Source organism: Teredinibacter turnerae T7901, assembly GCF_000023025.1.
GTDB classification, from domain to species: Bacteria; Pseudomonadota; Gammaproteobacteria; order Pseudomonadales; family Cellvibrionaceae; genus Teredinibacter; species Teredinibacter turnerae_B.
The window spans coordinates 1,007,509-1,027,637 of record NC_012997.1; the positions used below are offsets into that span (position 1 = coordinate 1,007,509).

Below are 20,129 nucleotides of genomic sequence, written 5' to 3' on the forward strand. Positions count from 1 at the left end.
CGTCGGGGCGGCATTATACGGTAATGAGGTCGTTTTTGTATCTCGCAAGCATTGGCCCACTTTGAGAGCTTTGCAATCCGCTTGAGAATGGGGTTGTGGGGGATTTTACTCGATAGCTGAGGACACTGCCGCCATTTCTGCTGTTGGTCGCCGGTGGCGTTGCGTAAAATCAAACCTAGGCAGTGCCTGGCGCTGAATAATGGTGCATTCGGGCCGCCTGAGTATAAGGAATCACCGCCTCAAGGGGAAAGTTTTGGTTACGGCTTGTACAGGCTCATAACTTCGAGTACAATTCGCGCCCCTGCGACCTGGGGTAACAGGTTGGAAAGAAAACGACGCAAGCTTTGTGCTGCCAGGCAGATGGGTTTGGTAGTTGAAAGAGGTCTTCCTCTGCTTCGTGTCGTCCAATGCATAGTGGAGCATTATTAAATGTACGCAGTAATTGCTGCCGGTGGTAAACAACACCGCGTTGAAGAAGGCGAAGTTCTTCGCTTGGAAAAAATTGAAGTCGCTACTGGTGAAACTGTTGATTTTGATCAGGTTTTGCTGGTTGGTTCCGGTGCCGACGTTAAAATCGGTACTCCAGTAGTTGAAGGCGCTAAGGTCACTGCTGAAGTGGTCAGCCACGGTCGCGCGGACAAGGTAACTATTATCAAGTTCAAGCGTCGTAAGCATCACATGAAGCGTCAGGGTCATCGCCAGTGGTATACCGAAGTGAAAATCACTGGTATCCAAGGTTAAGAATCACAGAATTTATAGCGGAGTAAATCATGGCTCATAAAAAAGCAGGTGGTAGTACGCGTAACGGACGCGATTCCGAAAGTAAACGTCTTGGTGTTAAGCTGTTTGGCGGCCAGGAAGTAAAAGCTGGAAACATTCTCGTTCGCCAGCGTGGCACCAAGTTTCACGGTGGTGAAAACGTTGGTATGGGTAAAGACCACACTTTGTTCGCAAAAACGGCTGGCAAGGTGAAGTTTGAAGTTAAAGGCCCAAAAAACCGCAAGTACGTTAGTATCGTAGCGGCATAAGTTCAGTAACACTGATTCTGAAAAGCCTCGCTACCTTGCGTAGCGGGGCTTTTTTTATACTTGCATTTTATATACCCCATGGCTGCGCGCTAGCTCGGCAAGGTTGGATGACATCATGAAATTCGTAGACGAAGCCCCTATTTTTGTTCAGGCAGGCAAAGGCGGTAATGGCTGCTTAAGTTTTCGGCGGGAAAAATTCATCGCCAAGGGTGGACCGGATGGCGGTGACGGCGGCGATGGGGGAAGCGTTTATCTCGAGGCGGACGAAAATCTCAACACGTTGATCGACTACCGTTATCAGCGCCGCTACGCTGCTGAAAATGGCGAGTCTGGCCGTGGCCGTAACTGTACCGGCGCGAAAGGTGATGATCTGGTGCTGAAAGTGCCGGTCGGAACTTCGGTGCTCGACGCGGATTCCGGCGAGCAGATTGGCGATCTCACGGCTGCAGGTGACCGTCTGCTGGTGGCCCAGGGCGGTTTTCACGGTCTCGGAAACACCCGTTTCAAATCGAGCGTTAACCGCGCGCCGCGTCAAACGTCGCCAGGCTCAGAAGGTGAAGCCAAAAACCTGAAGTTGGAAATGAAGGTGCTCGCGGATGTCGGTATGTTGGGTTTGCCTAATGCAGGCAAATCCACATTTATTTCAGCCGTATCTGCCGCCAAACCCAAGATCGCTGACTATCCGTTTACTACCCTGGTGCCGAGTCTGGGAGTTGTGAAAGTGCAAAAACACCGCAGTTTTGTGGTTGCAGATATTCCAGGTTTGATCGAAGGCGCTGCCGATGGCGCTGGTCTCGGCATCCGTTTTTTGAAGCATCTGACTCGCTGCCGAGTGCTTTTGCACCTGGTTGACTGCTGTCCGATCGACGGCTCGAGCCCAGTTGAAAACGCCCGCAGTATCGTACGCGAACTGGAAAATTTCAGTCCTACCCTGGCGCAGCGTGAGCGCTGGCTGGTACTTAACAAAACAGATTTGTTAACTGATGAAGAATTGGCGCAAGTGAAGCAGGCGCTGGTTGACGAGTTGGATTGGCAAGGGCCTGTTTACGGTATTTCTGCGATTGGCCAACAGGGCACCGATGTGCTCTGTGAATCGCTGCTAGGTTACCTTGAGTCTGTGTGGTTGCAGGAGCGCGAAGACCCTGATTTTGCTGCCGCGGAGTTGCAAACTCAGCGCCAAATGCAAGCCGAGGCGCGCTCGTGTATCGATGAGTTGCGCGCAAGACACAAATCAAAGAAAACGCAGAATGATTTGGATGATGATGACGATGACTTTGATGTAGAAGTAGAATACGTTCAGTAACTTCTTTCTTCTCACTAAAAAAATCGTTGCATACAACCATGAGCAAAAGGCAGTTAGTCACCCAAAGTCGCCGCTTTGTTATTAAAATCGGCAGCGCACTACTAACCGACAATGGCCGCGGGCTGGACCAAAAGGCAATGGCTGCCTGGGTTGAGCAAATCGCCGCCTTGTCTAAAAAAGGTTATGAGGTTGTTCTCGTTTCGTCGGGCGCCGTAGCGGCGGGCATGACCCGGCTGGGATGGAAATCTCGCCCGAAAGCGATACACGAACAGCAGGCCGCCGCTGCAGTAGGGCAATCACTATTGATTCAGGCTTACGAGCAGGAGTTTCAGCGCTACAGCAAAAAGATTGCACAAGTGCTGCTCGATCATGATGACTTGTCGAGTCGCCAGCGCTACCTCAATGCGCGCTCTACGCTTCGCACGTTAATGAATTTGGATGTTATTCCAATCATCAACGAAAATGACACAGTAGTAACCGACGAGATTCGGTTTGGTGATAACGATACCCTGGCGGCACTGGTGGCTAACCTGATTGAGGCCGATATCCTTTGTATATTGACGGATCAGAAAGGTATGTTCGACAGTGATCCTCGGCAGAATGCGTTGGCAGAACTCTTGTTCGAAAAACCTGCGCTCTCGCCGGAACTCGATAATATGGCTACATCCGGCGGTGCGCTGGGCCGTGGTGGGATGATCTCGAAAGTCCGCGCGGCTCGCTTGGCGGCACGCTCTGGCGCTAGCACCGTTATTGTTGGTGGTAAGATTCCAGATGTCTTGCCAAAGGTCGCTAATGGCGACATGATTGGCACCCTGTTGTACGCCGATCAACAGCCTATCGCAGCGCGTAAGCGCTGGCTAGCAGGCCAGCTGCAATCGCGCGGCGTGGTCACGCTGGACGACGGCGCGGTGAGCGTGTTGCGCGATAAGGGCAAAAGCTTGTTGCCGGTAGGTGTTAAAGCCGTGAGCGGCCATTTTACGCGTGGAGATATGGTTGTTTGCAAAGATGCCCGCGGTGCAGAAATTGCGCGTGGTCTGGTCAACTATAACAGTGACGATGCGCGTAAAATTATGGGGCAGCCGACCACGAAAATTGAAACCCTGTTGGGCTACAAAGATTTTGACGAGCTGATTCATCGCGATAATCTTGTCTTGTCGTAAATTTTTTGCCGCATTAACAATGTGAAAAAACCCGGCAATTTGCCGGGTTTTTTTGTGTTTACTGTAGATTTTTGGATGAGTTTGGGGAGTAGTTCATGTCGATTTTTAAAGAGCACATCAACCGTATGAGTGCGTACAAGCCGCCTTTGGACGGGCGCGACCCCAAGCAACATTTACTGTTGGATTTTAACGAGCGCACCTTGCCGGTGAGTGCAGCAGTTGAAGAAGCGCTGGTGGCCTATATCCGCGATGGCAGGTTGCAGATGTATCCGGCCTATGGCGATATTGCCGAGCAAATTGCGCGCTATGCCAGGGTGGAAGCCGATCAGGTGATGATCACCAACGGTTCAGACCAGGGGATTGATCTGGTGATTCGCGCGAGTAGTCGCGAGGGTGATGAAGCGATTATTCCGGGGCCATCATTCGCGATGTACCTGCAGTGTGCCAAGGTAGAAAACCTGGTGATTCATCAGCCCCAGTACACTCGCGAAAAAGGGTATCCATTGCAGGAAGTACTGGGTTTGATTAACGAAAAAACCCGCCTGATTACGGTCGCCAACCCCAATAATCCGAGCGGCACTATTTTGCCTCGTGAGGAGATTGTCACTCTCGCTAAAGCGGCACCGGAAGCCGTGATTCTGGTGGACGAGTGTTATTTTGAGTACTGCTCCGTAACGGTTGCGGATCTGGTCGCGCAGTACCCCAATATTGTTATTACCCGCACCTTCTCGAAAACCTGGGGAATTCCGTCGCTGCGCCTGGGTTACATTATTTCCGCGCGAGAAAATATTTTGCCGCTGCTGAATGTGCGCGGCCCTTACGATATTAACCAACTGGCGATAGTGGCGATTCGCGCGGCGCTGGCGAATCTGGATGGCGTGGAGTCCTATGTGGATGAAGTTATGCAACAGTCCAAGCCACGTTTGGAAACATATCTGGACAGCAAGGGGATTGAATACTGGCCCAGCGGAGGTAATTTTCTGTGGGTGTTCTTTGCTGATCCAGTCAGCACAGAGGCGCGCCTTCAGGCCGCAGGTATTCTCGTGCGCCCGAAGCTGGACGGAGAAGGGCGATTGGGGTTGCGTATTACCTTGGGCACGCTCGAGCAAACCGAGCACCTGCTGGCAGTGTTGGAGGGGGCTGTGGGCGTTTAGTCCGGGCGAACTATACGGCGGGCGGTTGCTAATTTTGTGGCCGCCTTTGGTGCCCGAATGGATGAGTGCAGTAATTTGGCCTGAACGCTAAAATGCAGGCGAAAAAAAACCGGCGATTGCCGGTTTTTTTATCTTAGGCTGCGAGGCCTTTGATCTGGGCATTAAGACGGCTCTTATGGCGAGCGGCCTTATTTTTGTGGATGATGCCCTTGTCAGCCATGCGATCAATAACGGGCACAGCTGCTACATAAGCTTTTTTTGCTGCTTCAGCGTCGCCTGCTTCAATCGCCGCAACCACTTTCTTAAGGTATGTGCGAACCATGGAGCGCAGGCTAGCATTGTGAGCACGAGCCTTATCGTTCTGGCGCGCACGCTTCTTTGCTTGAGGTGAATTTGCCACCGCGTTGCTCCTGTAAAATCAGAAAAGTCTTAGTTTAACGCCCGAGGGCGGTTTAAGGGTGCGCTATTATGCGACTTTCGAAACTAAAGTCAAGCCGCGGGCAAACGAATTTCAAAGATTACGCCGCTGTTGTCTGGCAGGTTATAACAATGGACCTGTCCGCGATGGAAATCGACGATTAAGCGTACGATGTACAGCCCTAAACCAAGGTGTTGACCCGCTTGACCACTGGATTGATCGCGCACCGATACCATAGAGTCGAACAGCTGGCCATGCATACTGGATGGTAGCGGTGGCCCCTCATTGTGAACCGTAAATACCAAATGCCCTTGTGCATGATATAAACCCAACTCGATGCGGCCGTCACGGGGGCAAAAGTCGGCCGCGTTGTCCACGAGCTTATCCAACATCTGCACGAGAAGTTCACCCGATCCCTGAAGCGTCAGGGGGCCATCTTCCCGGCGAATGTTCAGGCTGAAATCTGCGTGCTGGTACACGTCTTCGTACGCGGCTTTGAGATTGGTGAGCAGCTCGTCGCAGGGAATCAACTCCACTTCTGCGGCACCAATCGCCTGTTCCACGCGGCTGGCCGCACTCATTGCATTGAGGATATTGGATAATCGGCTTGTGCCTTCTCTGGCGCGCTCGGCATACACCTTGGCTCCGGCAGAAAGCTCTTCAAATTCGAGGTTGTCGAGGGAGCTGCGCACTATCGCCAGGGGGGTTCGCAATTCGTGGGATAGCTTGCTCGACAGGGTGCGCAAATAGTTGGTGTATTCGCGCAGCCGGGCTAACAGGGTAGCGTAGTTGCGCGATAGGTCACCCAGCTCGTCGCGGCTCGTAAAAACGGGGAACTGATCACTGATGCGTCCCTGATCCGAGATCGCGTTTGCCGCCGCCCGGCTGAGTTTGCGTATGCGAAAGCTCAACCAAGAGGCGTAAAGAATAAGTGTCAGGCTTGCCGCAAGGGTTACCAGAATGGAATACACCATCAGCCTGTAGAACGCAGACGAGGTAAGGCGAGCGAGGCTTTCCGAACTTTGTTCAGCGACCACCACGGCCAGGGGGTGGGGGTGGGTACTGGTGTAAATGGGTGCTGCGACGCGCACTAACTGCTGGGTTCCCGTTTGATACCAGCCGCTGGGTGCGGCTTGTGTGGACGCAAGCGCGCTGTGAATTTCCGGTGTATCCAACAAGCCGGTGTGGATGCTGTCGTCAAGCGCTGGCAATTCTCTGTTGCCTACTGATAACAAATAGAGCCAATGAAAAAAACCGTGATTTTCGAAGCCGGGCTTATTGCGACTGCCGGTGATCCCGCCTTCTCTCGCCACAGGGCGCGTGCCGCGAGTGGCTATTTGCAAGCGCACACCCTCCCGGGCAAAAATGCCGAGTTCCCGTGTCAACAACGCTGATTCCGTCACCAGCGGAGGAATTCCACTGGTGAAATTAGAGGCATCGTCGGCTTTTGATTGATCCACCAGGCGCAGTCCGAGGCCGTTGGCAGCCCATGAGAGTGGCATTTTTAGTTCCAGGATATAGCCAGTGGCGGTCTCGCTGAGTACTCCAGTCAACTGGTATTCGGGTTCCAGCTGTGTTCCGGTAAGCCATCCCGCAGTCACCCGCCCCTGGCCACTGGCGGCGATAAGCAATGTCTTTATCGCGCCTTCCGAATCAGGCAGTTGCAGCAGCAGGTGATCCACCACCAAAGGCGTTGGTTGGGTGGGCTGGTAATAGCTGCGGGTGTCGTCGTGCACCACCAGCACCAGGTAGAGGCTTCCGGCAAAGCTGCCGGCGGTGAACTGCGCTCGCAGCGCACCGCCGGGGCCGCGCAGGGATTGGCTCGCCAGTTGTTGTTCCTGCCAATCGGTTTGATAACCGTCCACCAGAGGGGCCGCAGGTAAGTTGTGCGCGAATACCGGACTTGAGTCGCGCGGGGGGTTGAGACGGTCCAATTCCGCTACGATCGTGCTATCGCTACCCATCCGCGCCGCAATGGCTTTGGACATGGCGATCAGCGCTTCTGACTGACTGTCGCGCAGGGTCTGCTCCATTTCACCTATGTAGCGACAGCCAACCCAGGGTAGGGTGAGGGTGATCAAGCTGACAATCAGCAGTTGTTTGCGCAGTTTCACAGGCTTAGCTGGCTTCGCTTACCCAGCGATAGCCCATGCCATAAGCGGTGTGGATGCAGTCGAAAGTCGCGTCCCGTTCTTTGAATTTTTTACGGATGCGCTTGATGTGAGAGGTGATGGTATTGTCATCCAGAACAACGTTCGCAGCATCCATCAGTTGCTGTCGGTTCTTAACGTGCCCTGGATGTTGCGCCAGGGAGTGGACTATCCACAACTCTGTTACGGTAAGATCAAGCAAGTGCCCCTGCCATTGCGCTGTCATGCGGTCCATATTCATGGTGAGCATGCCACGCACCATTTCGCGGTCTTGCGACAGTGGTTGCTGCAAGGCATCGATACGGCGGAACAGCGCAGTGATGCGAGCCAGCATGTGTGGCTGGGAGATATCTTTGGTGAGATAGTCATCGGCGCCGAGCCGCAAGCCGCTGACAACGTCGAACTCACTGTCCCGCGCAGTAAGAAATATGATCGGCAGTGATGGCGCACGGCTACGCAAATCGCGGCATAACTCAAAGCCGCCTTCGATCTCGTCACCCAGGCCGACGTCAATAATGGCCAGGTCGGGCAATCGTGTGGCGAACGCGGCAGTCGCTTCGGGGCGGCTGCGGTAGTGGGAGACTTTATAACCCTGCCGACGCAGGGCATCACAATAGTTTTGGGCGATAGCTTCTTCGTCTTCGACGATGGCGACGTGGCGTTGCATGGCTCGTGGTACTTGAAACTAAGTTGTTTAAAGAGGCGGCCAGCTTACCAGCGAACGCAGGTTTACGACAGACCCGGGGATCAGTGCCGAAATATGCGCTGTGACATCTGCTGCACCCAGTTCAGGTGATAGTCTGGCTCCTGCCCAAGAATATTTTCTTTAACAATGGGGGCGTAGCTGGAGTCGTCTTCTTTAATGTGTTCCAAGAGCCAATGCATCAGCATCTGTGCTAACTTGCTGGCGATCGGCTCGCCGCTCTTAAAGCGCGCGTGTAGCGATTCCAGTTGTTGTACAAATGCGCGGTGAGTCAGCTGATGCTCTTCAAGTTCGCGATACCCCGCTTCTTCCATCAGCGCTTCTTCAAATTCGAAATGAGACAAGGTGTAGTCCACCAGCATGGCCAGTATTTCCGACGTTTGCTCGCGATTGCTGGACTCGCACTTTAATTGCTCAACACGGTTTATATATTCGATGATGCGCTGATGCTGCTTATCGATGACGGGGATACCGATTTCGAACGCGGAAGACCAGGCGATCATGGGCGTAGCTCCTCTCAACCAAACAATCTATTGAACCAACTGCCTTTTTTGGCTTTGGTTCGTCGGGTTGCTTCTACCATGTTTGCGCGAACCACCTCTGAATAGTCTCTGTCGTCGCATTTTATGTGATTAATAAGCCAGGCCTTGAGCACATGTAACAACTCTTCGGTAATGTCTTCGCCGGTCTTAACGCGTTGCTGGAAGCTGCCTACCCTCCGCGCAAAAAGGCGGTGTACCTTCTTGTGAGCGTTCAGGAAAGGGTAGCCCGCCTCTTCCATGAGATTTTCCTCGAAAGCGAAGTGAGACAAGGTGTAATCGACGAGTTCGTCCAGCACCTCCACTATCTCCTCGAGGCTGTGAGTATTACGAGCATGGTAGACAGCGTTGATGTATTCAACAATGCGACGATGTTGTGAATCGATCACCGGAATACCAAGTTCCAGTTCTGAATTCCAGGTAATTGCCATGATGCTACCTCCTGGCAACGGATAAATTGCGATTTTTTTTGATCATAGAAGCGGAGTCGTGTGTTTACACAGAGCAAGATCAAGAATTAGCGATTGAGTAGATGAATAAGGCGCCAGTTTTTGGTGGCGTAAATCGCGTGTTATTTAGGCGATGCCAATGGGTCTCTCGCTGGAAAAACTTGCCGGTACTGCAAATACTCCGATGTTTCATTAATAAAATCGATGCGCAACTATGACTACATTCACTAGTAGAATAATGATTTTTTGTGCCAGCCTTCTGTTCTGTATCAAGGTCATGGCAAATACTCAATACCCGGTCAATTACTATTTTGATCTGGCAGCCAGACCCGGGGAGGTCGTGGTCAGTCTCGCGCTACCAGACGCGGGGGCGGTTAAGTTGCTGGATTTTAATTTGGCGCACTCCCAGTGTGTCGACTTCACCAGCGAGCAGTCGCTTGAGCGTGATGGTGATCGTTTGCTGTGGCGACCGGGTGCAAAGGCCGCAAAGCTGACATTTCGCTGCCCGATTAAACATCCTCGAGCTTCGCGCCTGGCTGCGAAGGCTTATGACGCCTGGTGGGAGGAGAGTTATGCGCTGTTTCGCGGCGACGATATGGTGCCGCCAGCCCGCGTGGTCGCGCGTAAGGGGGCCGTCGCTCAAAGCAGGCTGTATTTCAAACTTCCTGAAACCTGGCCGCATGTGAATACCGGGTGGCAGGCGATAGCTGCCAAAGAATTACCCAAAGATGTTAGCGAAGGGTTTCTACTGGATAATCCTGAGCGGCGGTTCTCGCGCCCTACCGGATGGATAATCGCAGGGGAGCTGGGGACACGCCGGGATTCTCTCGGCACAGGCTCGCACACTCAGGTGGCGGTGAGCGCGCCGGTGGTCGCGGATTACAGTCGCATGGACGCGCTAGTGCTGCTCAATATGCTTTGGCCGCAAATGGAGCAGGCCTTTCAAACGCTGCCTGCCAAAATTCTAATTGTGAGTAGTGGCAGCCCTTTATGGCGCGGCGGGTTGTCGGCAGGCAACTCACTTTATCTGCACAGCGGGCGACCGATGGTGAGTGAAAATGGGTCCAGCACGCTCATCCATGAGCTTACTCATGTTATTACCGGAATTCACGCCACCAAAAAAGATGATTGGATTGTGGAGGGCATAGCCGAATTTTATTCGAGCAACCTATTGTTGCGCGCCGGTGGTTTAACGCCTGCGAGATACAATAAGTTACTGGCGAGCCAGGCGCGTCGTGCCGGCTCTCATAAAGATTTTCGAAAGGCGAAAAAGTCCTCAGCGATTAAGGCCGGTGCTGCAAACTTTTTCGATGCGCTGGATAAAAGTATTCGCCAGAGAACGTCGAACAAGGCCAGTGTGGATGATGTGGTGCGGGTTTTAATGAAAAAAGGGAAAGTGAATCTTGCGGATTTGAAAAGCGCAGTACAGGGTGTTGCGCCAGAGAGTCTCGCGGTGTTCGATACTTATAAAATCTATTAACTGAATTTAATTGAACTGAGAAGCTCGATTAACGCCAATTCGGTAAGGGCTGACGGCGGTCGTCAGCCTTTTTTCGATATGAACGGGCTGCTAAATGCTTACCACATTAGATCATCTGGGATTTGATAATCCGCATATGGATCATCTTCATCTATCGCTTGCGTATTGCTCGCCTGCGAAACAATAAATGAAGCATCGCGTTCGGCAATTTTGTCGGCGATTTTCGCAGGAATCACCTGGTATTCTTCGCCTACGCTGGCGATCGCCAACTGGCCACGCGCCAACTGATCCACCAGTTTTTGGCTAACATAAATTTTTTTGATGGTTTTGCCATCAGTGAAATTGTACGCCACGTCGCCTTCACGCTTCACCGCATTCAGATTTACCAGTTGCTTAATTTGCGCGGCAATTGCTTTACGCATTGCCTGGGCATCGCGCTCAGCGTTTAACTGGCGGTCACGTTCTGCTTTTTCGGCCTGAGCTTTGCGTGCAAGCTCTTTGTTCTCGTCAACCTGAGGCTGGCTCGATTTATTCTGGACGCGTTGCTGTTTAACTTTATCTTTTTTGGCTTTTTTAGCTTGCTTTTTATCGACAAGCCCCGCCTTTAACAGTTGGTCTTGTAAGCTGCTCATGGGGCACCTGTAGTTAAAATTATGTAGTTGAAATTATGTAGTTGAAGTTCTGTGGTTGAAATTCTGTGGATGACATCACCTGGCTGTGAGCCAACAGTGCTAAGCCTGCCCTGACTAGGGCCAAAACTGTTGCGGCAGCAGCCCTTGGCGCAGGAGCGAAGCAATGTCCATGCTTACCGCGATTCCGGCGTGAACCAAAAAACCGCCCCAAATGGAACGGGATCGTAGCGCTAGAATACCGAGAAACAACCCAAAGAGTATAGCGCCTGTCGCCTCGGGCCAGAGTTTCGGGAAGTGTATCATCAAGTAGGGCACGCACATGATCCACACTGCGTTGGCGCCTACTGCGGGCCGTAATGCGTTAATCATAAAGCCGCGAAAGAAGAACTCCAGGCACAAGAACTGTAGTAGATAGAGGGCTTCCCAGGCGATAAGGTCAAAGAAGCTGCGCCCAGCCTGCTTATAGAACGGGTAGTGTTGCAGAAAATCCGGGCGAAACGATACCAGAAAAACAAATAGTAAAATCGGACTGATCAACAATACATAGCCTTTCCAGTGCTTCGCGGTATCGTTGAAGTGCCATCCCATTTGTACGAATGAGGTTTTTAGCTGGAAACGTATCAATAAAAATGGCAGTAACACGTAACCGATAACATGCCAAAACGTCCACCAGCAGTATCTCAACAGGTTGAAGTATTCATGTTTCTGTAGTTGCGACAAAGCGTAGTTTTCCGGTCGCCCCTGGAAAGTGGAGACGAATGCAAGAAAGCTTTGCAGCGCACTGAAGTATTTCAGGTAGTGAATGATAAGCAGGCTCACGCTCACACACGCCAGTGTCCAGAATATGCGCCGCAGGCTTTGTGCACGATCTAGCGTGTATGAGGGCGGAGTGTTGTCTATTTCGTCGAGCGCAGTGAAGATATTTTTCGGATGCAGGAAGAATCGTTGGCTCATTAATTTTTGTCGTCAGTAAACTGGAGTGAGCAAGTTAGAGTAAAAGAATACTCTGGCTTATAGTCGCTGTCTTCCGGGTAGTATATCTCGGGTGTGAAATAGATGCTTACCCAGCGTCGGTCTAGCGTATAGCCCAATGTCGTACTGATAAAGCGGTCGTCGAAGAGGTGGTTATTGTCATCTTCATCACTTTCACCCAGCAGACCGAGTTTGTAGGTCAAGCTCCATTGATCTGTGAGCTGGTGGTCCATTCGCCAGATATTGGCATACTCCATGGGTTTATCGTGATCGCGTACTTCTAGCTCCGCGGTAACATTTAACCAAAGATAGGATTTTAAGGGCTTGGTAAGCTCAAGATGGGTGGTCTCGCCCCAACCGATACTGCTCTTATGCCATAGATCCTGGCGGAACAGGAAGGTGGTGTCTGCACCGACCTGCCAGTACCGCCGCAGACGATAGCGCAGCAACAAATCGATACCCTCATTATAGTTGCCACCAACGCTTCCCGAGTGCTTCCAACGATTGGGTTCGGTGGGTTTTGAGTACTCGATACCGGCAACCGATTGGCTGCGAGTGACGCGATCATTGCGTGCGACAGAACGGTTTCTATCGGCGAGACTTTTTCCTTCGTCTGGGTCGGACTCGAAAAACAGTTTAAATTTTTCTTCGGTGCCGGGTAAGTCCACACGGGTACGCAGTTTTATGTCGTATTCCTGGTCGCCGCCCTCAAACCAAGTGTTGCCCAGAGACAGCGCCAAACGGCTGTTGTTGCGATTGCGGGCATAATCCCGGCGAGAAACAAACAGGTCGACTCTGTCCGCGAGATTGATGTACGCATCGCCAATGGCTTCGCGACTTTTGTCAAAAATGTCTTCGTGAGGTGGTTGGTCTGTAGATTTTTCAATGTCGTTGCAAAAAGCTGCGCTCGGTTGCAACGCAAAAACTATGAGAGCCATGCCGCACGCGCGGATTGTAAACAGGTTCGGGGTCAAAAGGTTACACTCAGTATCAGCGACAGGCCCACGAGCATCGTGACGCCCTCGAAAATCCGTTTAATTACAGGGTTTCCATACTTCACTGCAAAATGGGCGCCGCAATAACCGCCTAGCGCAGAACCCGTTAATAACGCGGGCAACCATTCCCATTTAACCGGCGTAAGCAGTGCGAGCGTGAGTGCGCCGGTGCCGTTCCAGAATAACCCCACCAGGATCATCGTGTAAGCGACAGCGCGCTGATAGTCGAAGCCGAACCAAAGAATCAGCCAAAGGGTTACAAACAATCCGGTACCGGATGTCAGCGAACCGTTGAGTACCCCGAGCGTAAACAGCATGGCGGCGCCAATAAAATATCCCCGCGCGTTGCGGTTGATGGGGGTGTGATCCTGCCCGAGTTGCGGTTTATACAAGGAGTAAACACTGAGACCAATGGTAAGCACTCCGAGGCTGAATTTTGCGATTGACTCAGGAATTTCGATAATTACGCGAGCACCCAGAATTACGCCGGGCAGCCCGCTAATGAGCATTAAAATGGCGAAAAACCACTGTGTATTGCCTTGTCGCCAGTGCTTGAGCGTGGCGCCCGCGCCGAGCGCGACCGTAGCGATTTTGTGGGTGGCCAGTGCAGTGGTAAAGGGAAGACCTAAAAACAGGAGTGCGGGAAATTGCAGTAACCCCGCGCCACCGCCCGCCAGCGCCGAGAGGGTGTTGGCGATAAGTGATATCGTCAGTAACACAATTTGATCGAAAATGTTAACCACGGGAAACCTCGGCAAAATCGCGCAACGCCTGGTCGATAGGAATTGGAGGAAAATCGGAGGCTTGTAAAAAGTGAATAAATTTTAGCGTCGCAAATGCGTCGAACCAGGAGTGAAAGTGTTGCCAAAAGCCGCGATCCGTACGGCATTGCTTAGCGGCATGTTGCAAAAATGCATCGAAATTCAGCGCAGACACCGCAGGGAAAAGCGCTTTAGGGACTGCATCTGTGCAGGCTTTCAGGTTGGCAGCATCGAGTGGAGACTTCGGAAAACTTTGCAGAATCGTCCAAAGTGAGGGTGCGTAGGCAAGCCAGTTTTTTAAGTAAATAAATACTCGTGGATCGTAAGTCGCAAACGCACTGCCCTTCGCTTGCAGGGCCAGTATCTTTGCGACGGCGGGGCCGGTGCCAAAGGGTACGCGATCCGAGTGCCGGGCGTTAATCTGAAGCGTAATCTCCTGGCGCTGTACTATAGGTTGTAATTTAGCAGCTTTATTTAGCAGATAAAAATCTTCTCCGCCTGCTTTTCTTGGAAATCCACGCACCTGCGCGTAGGTTTCCGCATGGATGGCGAGGCTGCTGCCAAGGGTATAAAAGTTGTAGGGTGACCCGGCCCAACTGAGTCCGTTGCGATAGTAGTTAAGGTGCTGTTCGTAAATGTGGGTCGCCTCTGCGCAATCTGGATCGGCATCGTTACCGAAATGGCGAAAGTTAAACACCTGAGCGCCACGATTTATGCTGTGGTCAGGTGGCGAGAAGTAGTTTTCGGGCAGGTGCGTATCTGCGTCGGTGGAGTGGATCCAGGGCGTCGTGAGCCGCTTTTTTTCAAACAGCGCAGCTGCCAGGTCGCAGCCAATTTTTCGCGCGAGGCCGACCCCTTGCTTCACCGGAATCGGAACGGTTTCGCGGTCAACCAACAGCAACGTGAGTGGGCCTTTACTCATCATGCTCAGGTTGTTTTTTTGCCACAGTAGCGGCCCAAAGTGCTGGTAGCAGGCTTCGATCAGCTGATGATTTTCCGGGCAGTGGCTAATGCTATCCGGCCGATTGACCACCAGTACCAGCATGGTGCTCGGCGCGGCAAGCGTGCCGTAAGTGTGTTTAAACCGCCGCAGAAACTGGTCGCTTTCCCGGAAAGCGGGAATCACCACTACCCGCTGCCAGGTAAGTTCCGGCAGTTCATTTAGCTCACTGCTTTCGGTTTCTGCATACTGAGCGAGATATTTCTGGAGCGGGGTTTGCGCGCGAGACATTAATGTATGCGATCAGTGTAAGGCCGCTACAATCGGCAATTGGCGTACGATTTCCGCTTCCGCATCGAGGATTTCATTCAGCCTTTCTGTCACTGTCTGCTCTGCGAAATAGTTGAGAGCCAACTTCAAGAACAAATCCTCGTGGCGCGACTCGGACTCTGCAATCGCAATGTAGAAATCCTTCATGCTTCCAACCGGCAGTGCTTGTGCAATAAGGCCAAACCGTTCGCAACCCCGCGCCTCAATCACACTGCCAAGCAGCAGGCGGTCGAGCAGGTAGACGTCAGTACCTGCGCGGGAGAGCTTGCGCAGCTGGTTAACGTAGGGGTCACGCGTGTCGGGAGCCAGCTGCAGTCCGCGCTCGATCATAATTTTGATCACTTCGCGAAAATGCGCCATTTCTTCAATCGCCAGGTCGCTCATCGCCAGCACAATATCCGGTTTATCCGGGTAGTGGGAGAGCATCGACACCGCCATGCCTGAGGCCTTTTTTTCCGCTGCTGCATGGTCGATGAGAAACGCATTGAAGTCGTCGAGTACCGCCTGGGTCCAGGCGGGTGTGGTGGTGTATCGCAATTCAAACATGGGGTGGTTACAGTAGTTATTGAGCTTTGGTATATAATGCGCCGCTTAGCCAGTATATGGCCTGGCTCCCTCAAAGTTAACTGCAGGAAGAAAGCATGATTATAAAACCCAAAGTTCGTGGCTTTATCTGTACGAATGCGCACCCAAAAGGCTGTGCTGCCAACGTGCAGGCGCAGATCGAATACACCCAGGCACAGGGGAAAATTGAGAATGGTCCCAAGAATGTGCTGGTTGTAGGCGCGTCTACAGGCTATGGCTTGGCGTCCCGTATTGTCGCCGCATTTGGTTGTGGTGCAAAAACCCTCGGTTTATTTTTCGAAAAGCCCGGTACTGAGCGCAAAACCGGTACCGCAGGCTTCTACAATGTCGCCGCATTCCAGCAGGCCGCCGAAAAGGCCGGGCTCTGGTCAAAAAATATGAACGGCGATGCCTTTTCTCACGAAGCCAAAAGCAAGGCCATTGACGTGATCAAGGCGGAAATGGGCAAGATCGATCTGGTGGTTTACAGTCTGGCGTCACCGCGTCGGCAAGACCCGGATAGCGGCGAAGTCTACTCTTCGGTGCTGAAACCAGTGGGGCAGGCGTACACCTCGAAAAACCTGAATACCGATACGTTGAAAATCACCGAAACAACGCTAGACGCAGCTTCCGACGAGGAAATTGCGCAAACCATTAAAGTGATGGGTGGTGAGGACTGGGAGTTGTGGATGAACGCTCTGGCAGAAGCGGACGTGCTCGCCGAAGGCTGTAAAACCGTTGCTTACACTTATCTTGGTGAAAAAATCACCTGGCCTATTTATGGTAAAGCCACCATTGGTAAAGCGAAAGAAGATCTGGATCGTGCGGCGACCGCGATTGCCTCCGCACATAGCGAGAAAAATATCTCCGCCAACGTTGCGGTGTTGAAAGCCGTGGTTACCCAGGCCAGCTCCGCGATACCTATTATGCCCCTGTACCTTTCCGCGTTATTCAAAGTGATGAAGGCGAACGGCACCCAGGAAGGCTGTATCGAACAGCTTAACCGCCTGTTCACCGAGTGCCTGTACAGTGACAGCCCGCGTCTCGACGATGCCAACCGCTTCCGCGTTGACGAAAAAGAATTGTCACCCGAAGTACAGGCTGGCGTCGAGGCATTATGGGGCGAAATCACCGAAGAGAACCTGCTGGAAATTAGCGACTTTAAAGGCTATCAACAGGAATTTCTCGGACTGTTTGGTTTTGGCGTTGACGGCGTTGATTACGAAGAAGATGTCGATCCGAACGTAGCCCTGGCACTGGTAGAGTAGAACTGTCGCTTAGGAGTACATTCTGAATGAAATATCGCAAACTCGGTAATACCGATATCGATGTAAGTGTTATCTGTCTTGGCAGCATGACATGGGGTGAGCAAAACACGCAGGAAGAAGGTTTTGCACAACTGGACATGGCCGTCGATATGGGGGTGAATTTTATCGATGTTGCGGAAATGTACTCCGTACCACCGCGCCCGGAAACTTGCGGTAAGAGCGAAGAAATCATCGGCCATTGGCTGGCGAGCAGGGGTTGCCGAGATAAGGTCGTGCTCGCCAGTAAAGTGACTGGCCGGTCTGACCGAAACTCGGGTGTCGGTCATATTCGCGATGGAGCGCGGCTTTCGCGCGAGCATATCTTTGCGGCAGTCGAAGGTTCGCTCAAGCGCTTGCAAACCGATTATCTGGATTTGTACCAGGTACACTGGCCCGAGCGGCAGACGAATTTTTTCGGCAAGTTGGGCTATACCCACACTGAAGAGAGTGACCTCATTCCTATTGAAGAAACGCTGGATGCGCTGAATACGCTGGTAACTCAGGGCAAAGTTCGCCACATCGGCTTGTCTAACGAAACACCCTGGGGCATCGCCGAGTACTTGCGGTTAGCCGAAAAGCATAATCTCGCGCGCGTGGTATCTGTGCAAAATCCGTATAATCTGATTAATCGCACCTACGAGGTGGGTTGTGCCGAATTTAGTATGCGCGAGCAGGTCGGTTTGCTGGCGTATTCACCACTAGCCTTTGGTGTATTGTCCGGCAAGTATTTGAACGGCTCGCAACCGGCCGGTGCACGTTTGACCCTGTTTGATCGCTTTACCCGCTACGGTAAGGTGAATGCAGAAGACGCCGTTACAGCCTATGTGGAGCTCGCCCGAGAGCACGGGCTGGACGCTGCGCAGATGGCGCTGGCGTTCGTTAATAGCCGCGAATTCGTCACTGCGAACATTATTGGCGCGACTAATTTGGAACAACTCAAAAGCAACATCGAAAGTATCGACTTGGAATTGAGTGAGGCAGTACTGGAGGGGATAGAGACTATTCATCAGCGCTATCCCAACCCTTCACCCTAAAGCGACCCCCAAGCGGCAACCAATTGATCGAAATGGTTGAGTGTATGCGAATACGCCAGTACCATTGACGCCCATTTTGATCTGATACCGGAGATGACGTATGTACAGAGGCAGCATGGTCGCGTTAGTGACCCCAATGAAAGCGGATGGCTCGCTGGATTGGGATGCCCTACACAAGCTCATCGACTGGCATCTGGAGCAGGGTACCCACGCGATAGTTGCGGTGGGCACTACGGGTGAAAGTGCTACTTTAAATATGGCTGAGCATCTGGAGGTCATCTCCAAGGTGGTTGACCAGGTGAATGGGCGCGTGCCTGTTATTGCTGGTACTGGTGCCAACTCAACCTCTGAAGCGTTGGAGCTGACTCAGGGCGCAAAACAGGCAAAAGCCGATGCCTGCCTGCTGGTCACCCCATACTATAACAAGCCTTCGCAGGAAGGCTTGTATCAACACTACTGTTATCTCGCCCGGGAAGTTGCTATTCCGCAGTTCCTTTACAATGTTCCTGGGCGCACGGCAGTGGATATGCTCCCTGAAACGGTTGCGCGTCTCGCGACTGTGGAAAACATTGTCGGCATCAAAGACGCGACTGCGAGCATGGAGCGTCTGCAGCAAATGCAGGCTCTCACCGACGACAGTTTCATTTTTCTTTCTGGTGATGATGCGACCTCAGTGGACTTTATGGCGCTGGGTGGTCACGGCGAGATTTCTGTTACCGCCAACGTGGTGCCTGCACAAACTGCAAAAATCTGTGAACTGGCGTTGGCTGGCAATGTCGAACAAGCTCGGGAGCTGGACAGACCTCTGGCGCCCTTGCATGAAGCGCTGTTTTTAGAAGCTAACCCGGTGCCGGTGAAATGGGCCATGGCACGAATGGGCTTTTTGGATGGCGCGTTGCGGCTCCCTTTAACGCCGCTGAATGCGGTTTATCATGCGCAACTGGAAGCGGCGATGCTGTCTGCCGGCGCGATTTAGCGTTAACCCTGTATTTATTAAAGCAATAACTGTATGAATCTAAACCGCACCACTACCGCAGTTCGCCTGCTCGTTTTAGTCTCGCTCGTTAATCTCGTTGGTTGCAGTACTTTTTTTGGCAAACACGGTGTGTTTCGCGGTCGCGGTTCAGACTATCTGCAAAGCGGCTCGATCGAGCCGATAGAATTGCCTGCCGACATGGAAAGCGTGCCTCTTGAGCCGCTTTATCCTATCCCCAACGTACGCTCCACAGATGCTTTTGGCGATCCTGTGTCGCTTGATGAATACAAAGTGCCCCGTCCTTTAGCGCTAGGTGAGAAAGGCGAAGTCGGCGTTAAAATTCAGAAGCTCGAAGGTGACCGCTGGATCTACCTCAATGCGTCGACGGCGCAGGTGTGGCCGCGTACTCAGTACTTTTTAAATAGCGGAGTGCTCGATGTCGCCCGCAGCAACCCGGCGCAGGGAATTATCGAAACGGCGTGGGTGGGCTTTAAAGATGACCAAACCACCGCTGTGCGATATCGCATCAGACTGGAAAAAGGTATTCATCCTGAAACCACCGAAATTCACGTACTCGAGCAACAGGTTGAGCGCGCAGTTCTCGAAAGCGGCAAACAACCAGACTGGCCAGCGACGTCGGATTCCGAAGAGCGCGAGGAGTGGTTATTGCGTGAGCTCGCCAATTCGCTGGCCGAAACCGTGGATAACAATGCAGCCTCGTTACTCGGGCAAAATGTGGGTGGCGACTTAAAAGCAGGTTTCACACGTTTTAACGGTGAACCCACAATGGTGATCCATGTCCCTAAAGTTCGCGCCTGGGCAACACTCTCACACGCGGCTAATGAAGAGGGTTTTAAAGTTTGGGATGACAGCGTGGACGCGGGTGTGATCTATGCTGGATACACAACCTACGACGAGGAAGAGGCCGGATTTTTCCACCCTCTCGCGTTTTGGAGTGACGACCAACCGCTGCCGAAAAAAGCCCCTTACACGCTCACTGAACTGCTGTCCAACCTTAATAACGGTACAGAGGTTAAAGCCAAATTTGGCGATCGTCCTGGCACAGGTTTTAGCAACACAAAGCTCAAGCATAAGGCGCAGGGCTATTTAATAGTGATGACTTATCAAGAGTCGAAAGCGTTGGTGAACATTCGTGATTATCGCGGCAAACGTATCTCTGACGACGACGCTAAACATCTTCTGACTATTTTGCGTAAAAATCTGATTTAGTCTC

The 20,129-nt window shown here is 52.3% G+C and carries 21 protein-coding genes; 10 read left to right on the top strand and 11 right to left on the bottom strand.

The genetic code is table 11. The annotated features are described in order from the left end of the window. Nucleotides 1-429 precede the first annotated feature (429 nt). From rplU to TERTU_RS04235, 5 genes are all read left to right on the top strand, one after another. Entirely contained in the window at nucleotides 430-741 is a 312-nt protein-coding gene (gene rplU, locus TERTU_RS04215; RefSeq protein ID WP_015818635.1) for a 50S ribosomal protein L21, read from the top strand. A 29-nt stretch (nucleotides 742-770) separates the two neighbouring features. After that, on the top strand, nucleotides 771-1,028 hold the full coding sequence (gene rpmA / locus TERTU_RS04220) for a 50S ribosomal protein L27 (RefSeq protein WP_015818156.1): 258 nt from the start codon (nucleotides 771-773) through the stop codon (nucleotides 1,026-1,028). 115 nt (nucleotides 1,029-1,143) lie between these two features. Further along, complete coding sequence (gene cgtA / locus TERTU_RS04225; RefSeq protein WP_015819512.1) at nucleotides 1,144-2,331, top strand: Obg family GTPase CgtA; 1,188 nt, start codon at nucleotides 1,144-1,146, stop codon at nucleotides 2,329-2,331. A 38-nt stretch (nucleotides 2,332-2,369) separates the two neighbouring features. Continuing rightward, nucleotides 2,370-3,491, top strand: a complete 1,122-nt coding sequence (gene proB, locus TERTU_RS04230; RefSeq protein ID WP_015819078.1) for a glutamate 5-kinase — start codon at nucleotides 2,370-2,372, stop codon at nucleotides 3,489-3,491. 95 nt (nucleotides 3,492-3,586) lie between these two features. Beyond that, nucleotides 3,587-4,645: a pyridoxal phosphate-dependent aminotransferase gene (locus tag TERTU_RS04235; protein WP_015817786.1), complete on the top strand. Its 1,059-nt coding sequence runs from the start codon at nucleotides 3,587-3,589 to the stop codon at nucleotides 4,643-4,645. A gap of 133 nt (nucleotides 4,646-4,778) precedes the next feature. On the opposite strand, the gene rpsT is transcribed toward TERTU_RS04235, so the two are convergent. From rpsT to TERTU_RS04260, 5 genes are all read right to left on the bottom strand, one after another. After that, nucleotides 4,779-5,045, bottom strand: a complete 267-nt coding sequence (gene rpsT, locus TERTU_RS04240; RefSeq protein WP_015817038.1) for a 30S ribosomal protein S20 — start codon at nucleotides 5,043-5,045, stop codon at nucleotides 4,779-4,781. Nucleotides 5,046-5,134: 89 nt separating this feature from the next. After that, nucleotides 5,135-7,177 (bottom strand): proteobacterial dedicated sortase system histidine kinase, encoded by a 2,043-nt coding sequence (gene pdsS / locus TERTU_RS04245; RefSeq protein WP_015819424.1) that lies wholly within the window; start codon nucleotides 7,175-7,177, stop codon nucleotides 5,135-5,137. A 4-nt stretch (nucleotides 7,178-7,181) separates the two neighbouring features. Beyond that, a complete protein-coding gene (pdsR, locus tag TERTU_RS04250) occupies nucleotides 7,182-7,880 on the bottom strand; it encodes a proteobacterial dedicated sortase system response regulator (RefSeq protein ID WP_015818978.1) in 699 nt (232 codons plus the stop codon). An 80-nt stretch (nucleotides 7,881-7,960) separates the two neighbouring features. Beyond that, nucleotides 7,961-8,419, bottom strand: coding sequence for a bacteriohemerythrin (locus tag TERTU_RS04255; protein WP_015820224.1), 459 nt, complete (start codon nucleotides 8,417-8,419; stop codon nucleotides 7,961-7,963). Between the two features lie 14 nt (nucleotides 8,420-8,433). Beyond that, the gene (locus tag TERTU_RS04260; protein ID WP_015820052.1) at nucleotides 8,434-8,886 is read right to left on the bottom strand and encodes a bacteriohemerythrin; all 453 of its coding nucleotides are present in this window, start codon (nucleotides 8,884-8,886) and stop codon (nucleotides 8,434-8,436) included. A gap of 295 nt (nucleotides 8,887-9,181) precedes the next feature. On the opposite strand from TERTU_RS04260, the gene TERTU_RS04265 reads away from it, so the two are divergent. Further along, the gene (locus TERTU_RS04265; RefSeq protein ID WP_228378263.1) at nucleotides 9,182-10,384 is read left to right on the top strand and encodes a hypothetical protein; all 1,203 of its coding nucleotides are present in this window, start codon (nucleotides 9,182-9,184) and stop codon (nucleotides 10,382-10,384) included. A 98-nt stretch (nucleotides 10,385-10,482) separates the two neighbouring features. Here the strand turns inward: TERTU_RS04265 and TERTU_RS04270 are convergent, their stop codons facing one another. The 6 genes from TERTU_RS04270 to TERTU_RS04295 form a co-directional block, all read right to left on the bottom strand. Next, nucleotides 10,483-11,016, bottom strand: coding sequence for a DUF2058 domain-containing protein (locus tag TERTU_RS04270; protein WP_015817024.1), 534 nt, complete (start codon nucleotides 11,014-11,016; stop codon nucleotides 10,483-10,485). Between the two features lie 114 nt (nucleotides 11,017-11,130). Continuing rightward, nucleotides 11,131-11,970, bottom strand: coding sequence for a CPBP family intramembrane glutamic endopeptidase (locus TERTU_RS04275; RefSeq protein WP_015818801.1), 840 nt, complete (start codon nucleotides 11,968-11,970; stop codon nucleotides 11,131-11,133). After that, nucleotides 11,970-12,926, bottom strand: a complete 957-nt coding sequence (locus tag TERTU_RS04280) for a hypothetical protein (protein ID WP_015818329.1) — start codon at nucleotides 12,924-12,926, stop codon at nucleotides 11,970-11,972. Before TERTU_RS04280 ends, TERTU_RS04275 begins: the two co-directional genes overlap by 1 nt. Before the next feature lie 32 nt (nucleotides 12,927-12,958). Next, on the bottom strand, nucleotides 12,959-13,726 hold the full coding sequence (locus TERTU_RS04285) for a sulfite exporter TauE/SafE family protein (protein ID WP_015816871.1): 768 nt from the start codon (nucleotides 13,724-13,726) through the stop codon (nucleotides 12,959-12,961). Further along, nucleotides 13,719-14,975 carry a hypothetical protein gene (locus TERTU_RS04290; protein ID WP_015817271.1) on the bottom strand — a complete coding sequence of 419 codons (1,257 nt, stop codon included), beginning with the start codon at nucleotides 14,973-14,975 and terminating at the stop codon, nucleotides 13,719-13,721. Before TERTU_RS04290 ends, TERTU_RS04285 begins: the two co-directional genes overlap by 8 nt. Before the next feature lie 12 nt (nucleotides 14,976-14,987). Further along, the gene (locus tag TERTU_RS04295) at nucleotides 14,988-15,560 is read right to left on the bottom strand and encodes a MiaE family protein (protein ID WP_015818142.1); all 573 of its coding nucleotides are present in this window, start codon (nucleotides 15,558-15,560) and stop codon (nucleotides 14,988-14,990) included. A gap of 95 nt (nucleotides 15,561-15,655) precedes the next feature. On the opposite strand from TERTU_RS04295, the gene fabV reads away from it, so the two are divergent. From fabV to bamC, 4 genes are all read left to right on the top strand, one after another. Next, complete coding sequence (fabV, locus tag TERTU_RS04300; RefSeq protein ID WP_015818592.1) at nucleotides 15,656-16,846, top strand: enoyl-ACP reductase FabV; 1,191 nt, start codon at nucleotides 15,656-15,658, stop codon at nucleotides 16,844-16,846. A 26-nt stretch (nucleotides 16,847-16,872) separates the two neighbouring features. Further along, nucleotides 16,873-17,919, top strand: a complete 1,047-nt coding sequence (locus TERTU_RS04305; RefSeq protein WP_015816797.1) for an NADP(H)-dependent aldo-keto reductase — start codon at nucleotides 16,873-16,875, stop codon at nucleotides 17,917-17,919. Between the two features lie 100 nt (nucleotides 17,920-18,019). Beyond that, entirely contained in the window at nucleotides 18,020-18,895 is an 876-nt protein-coding gene (dapA, locus tag TERTU_RS04310; protein WP_015817398.1) for a 4-hydroxy-tetrahydrodipicolinate synthase, read from the top strand. Nucleotides 18,896-18,928: 33 nt separating this feature from the next. After that, entirely contained in the window at nucleotides 18,929-20,125 is a 1,197-nt protein-coding gene (gene bamC, locus TERTU_RS04315) for an outer membrane protein assembly factor BamC (protein WP_015820488.1), read from the top strand. Nucleotides 20,126-20,129 lie beyond the last annotated feature (4 nt).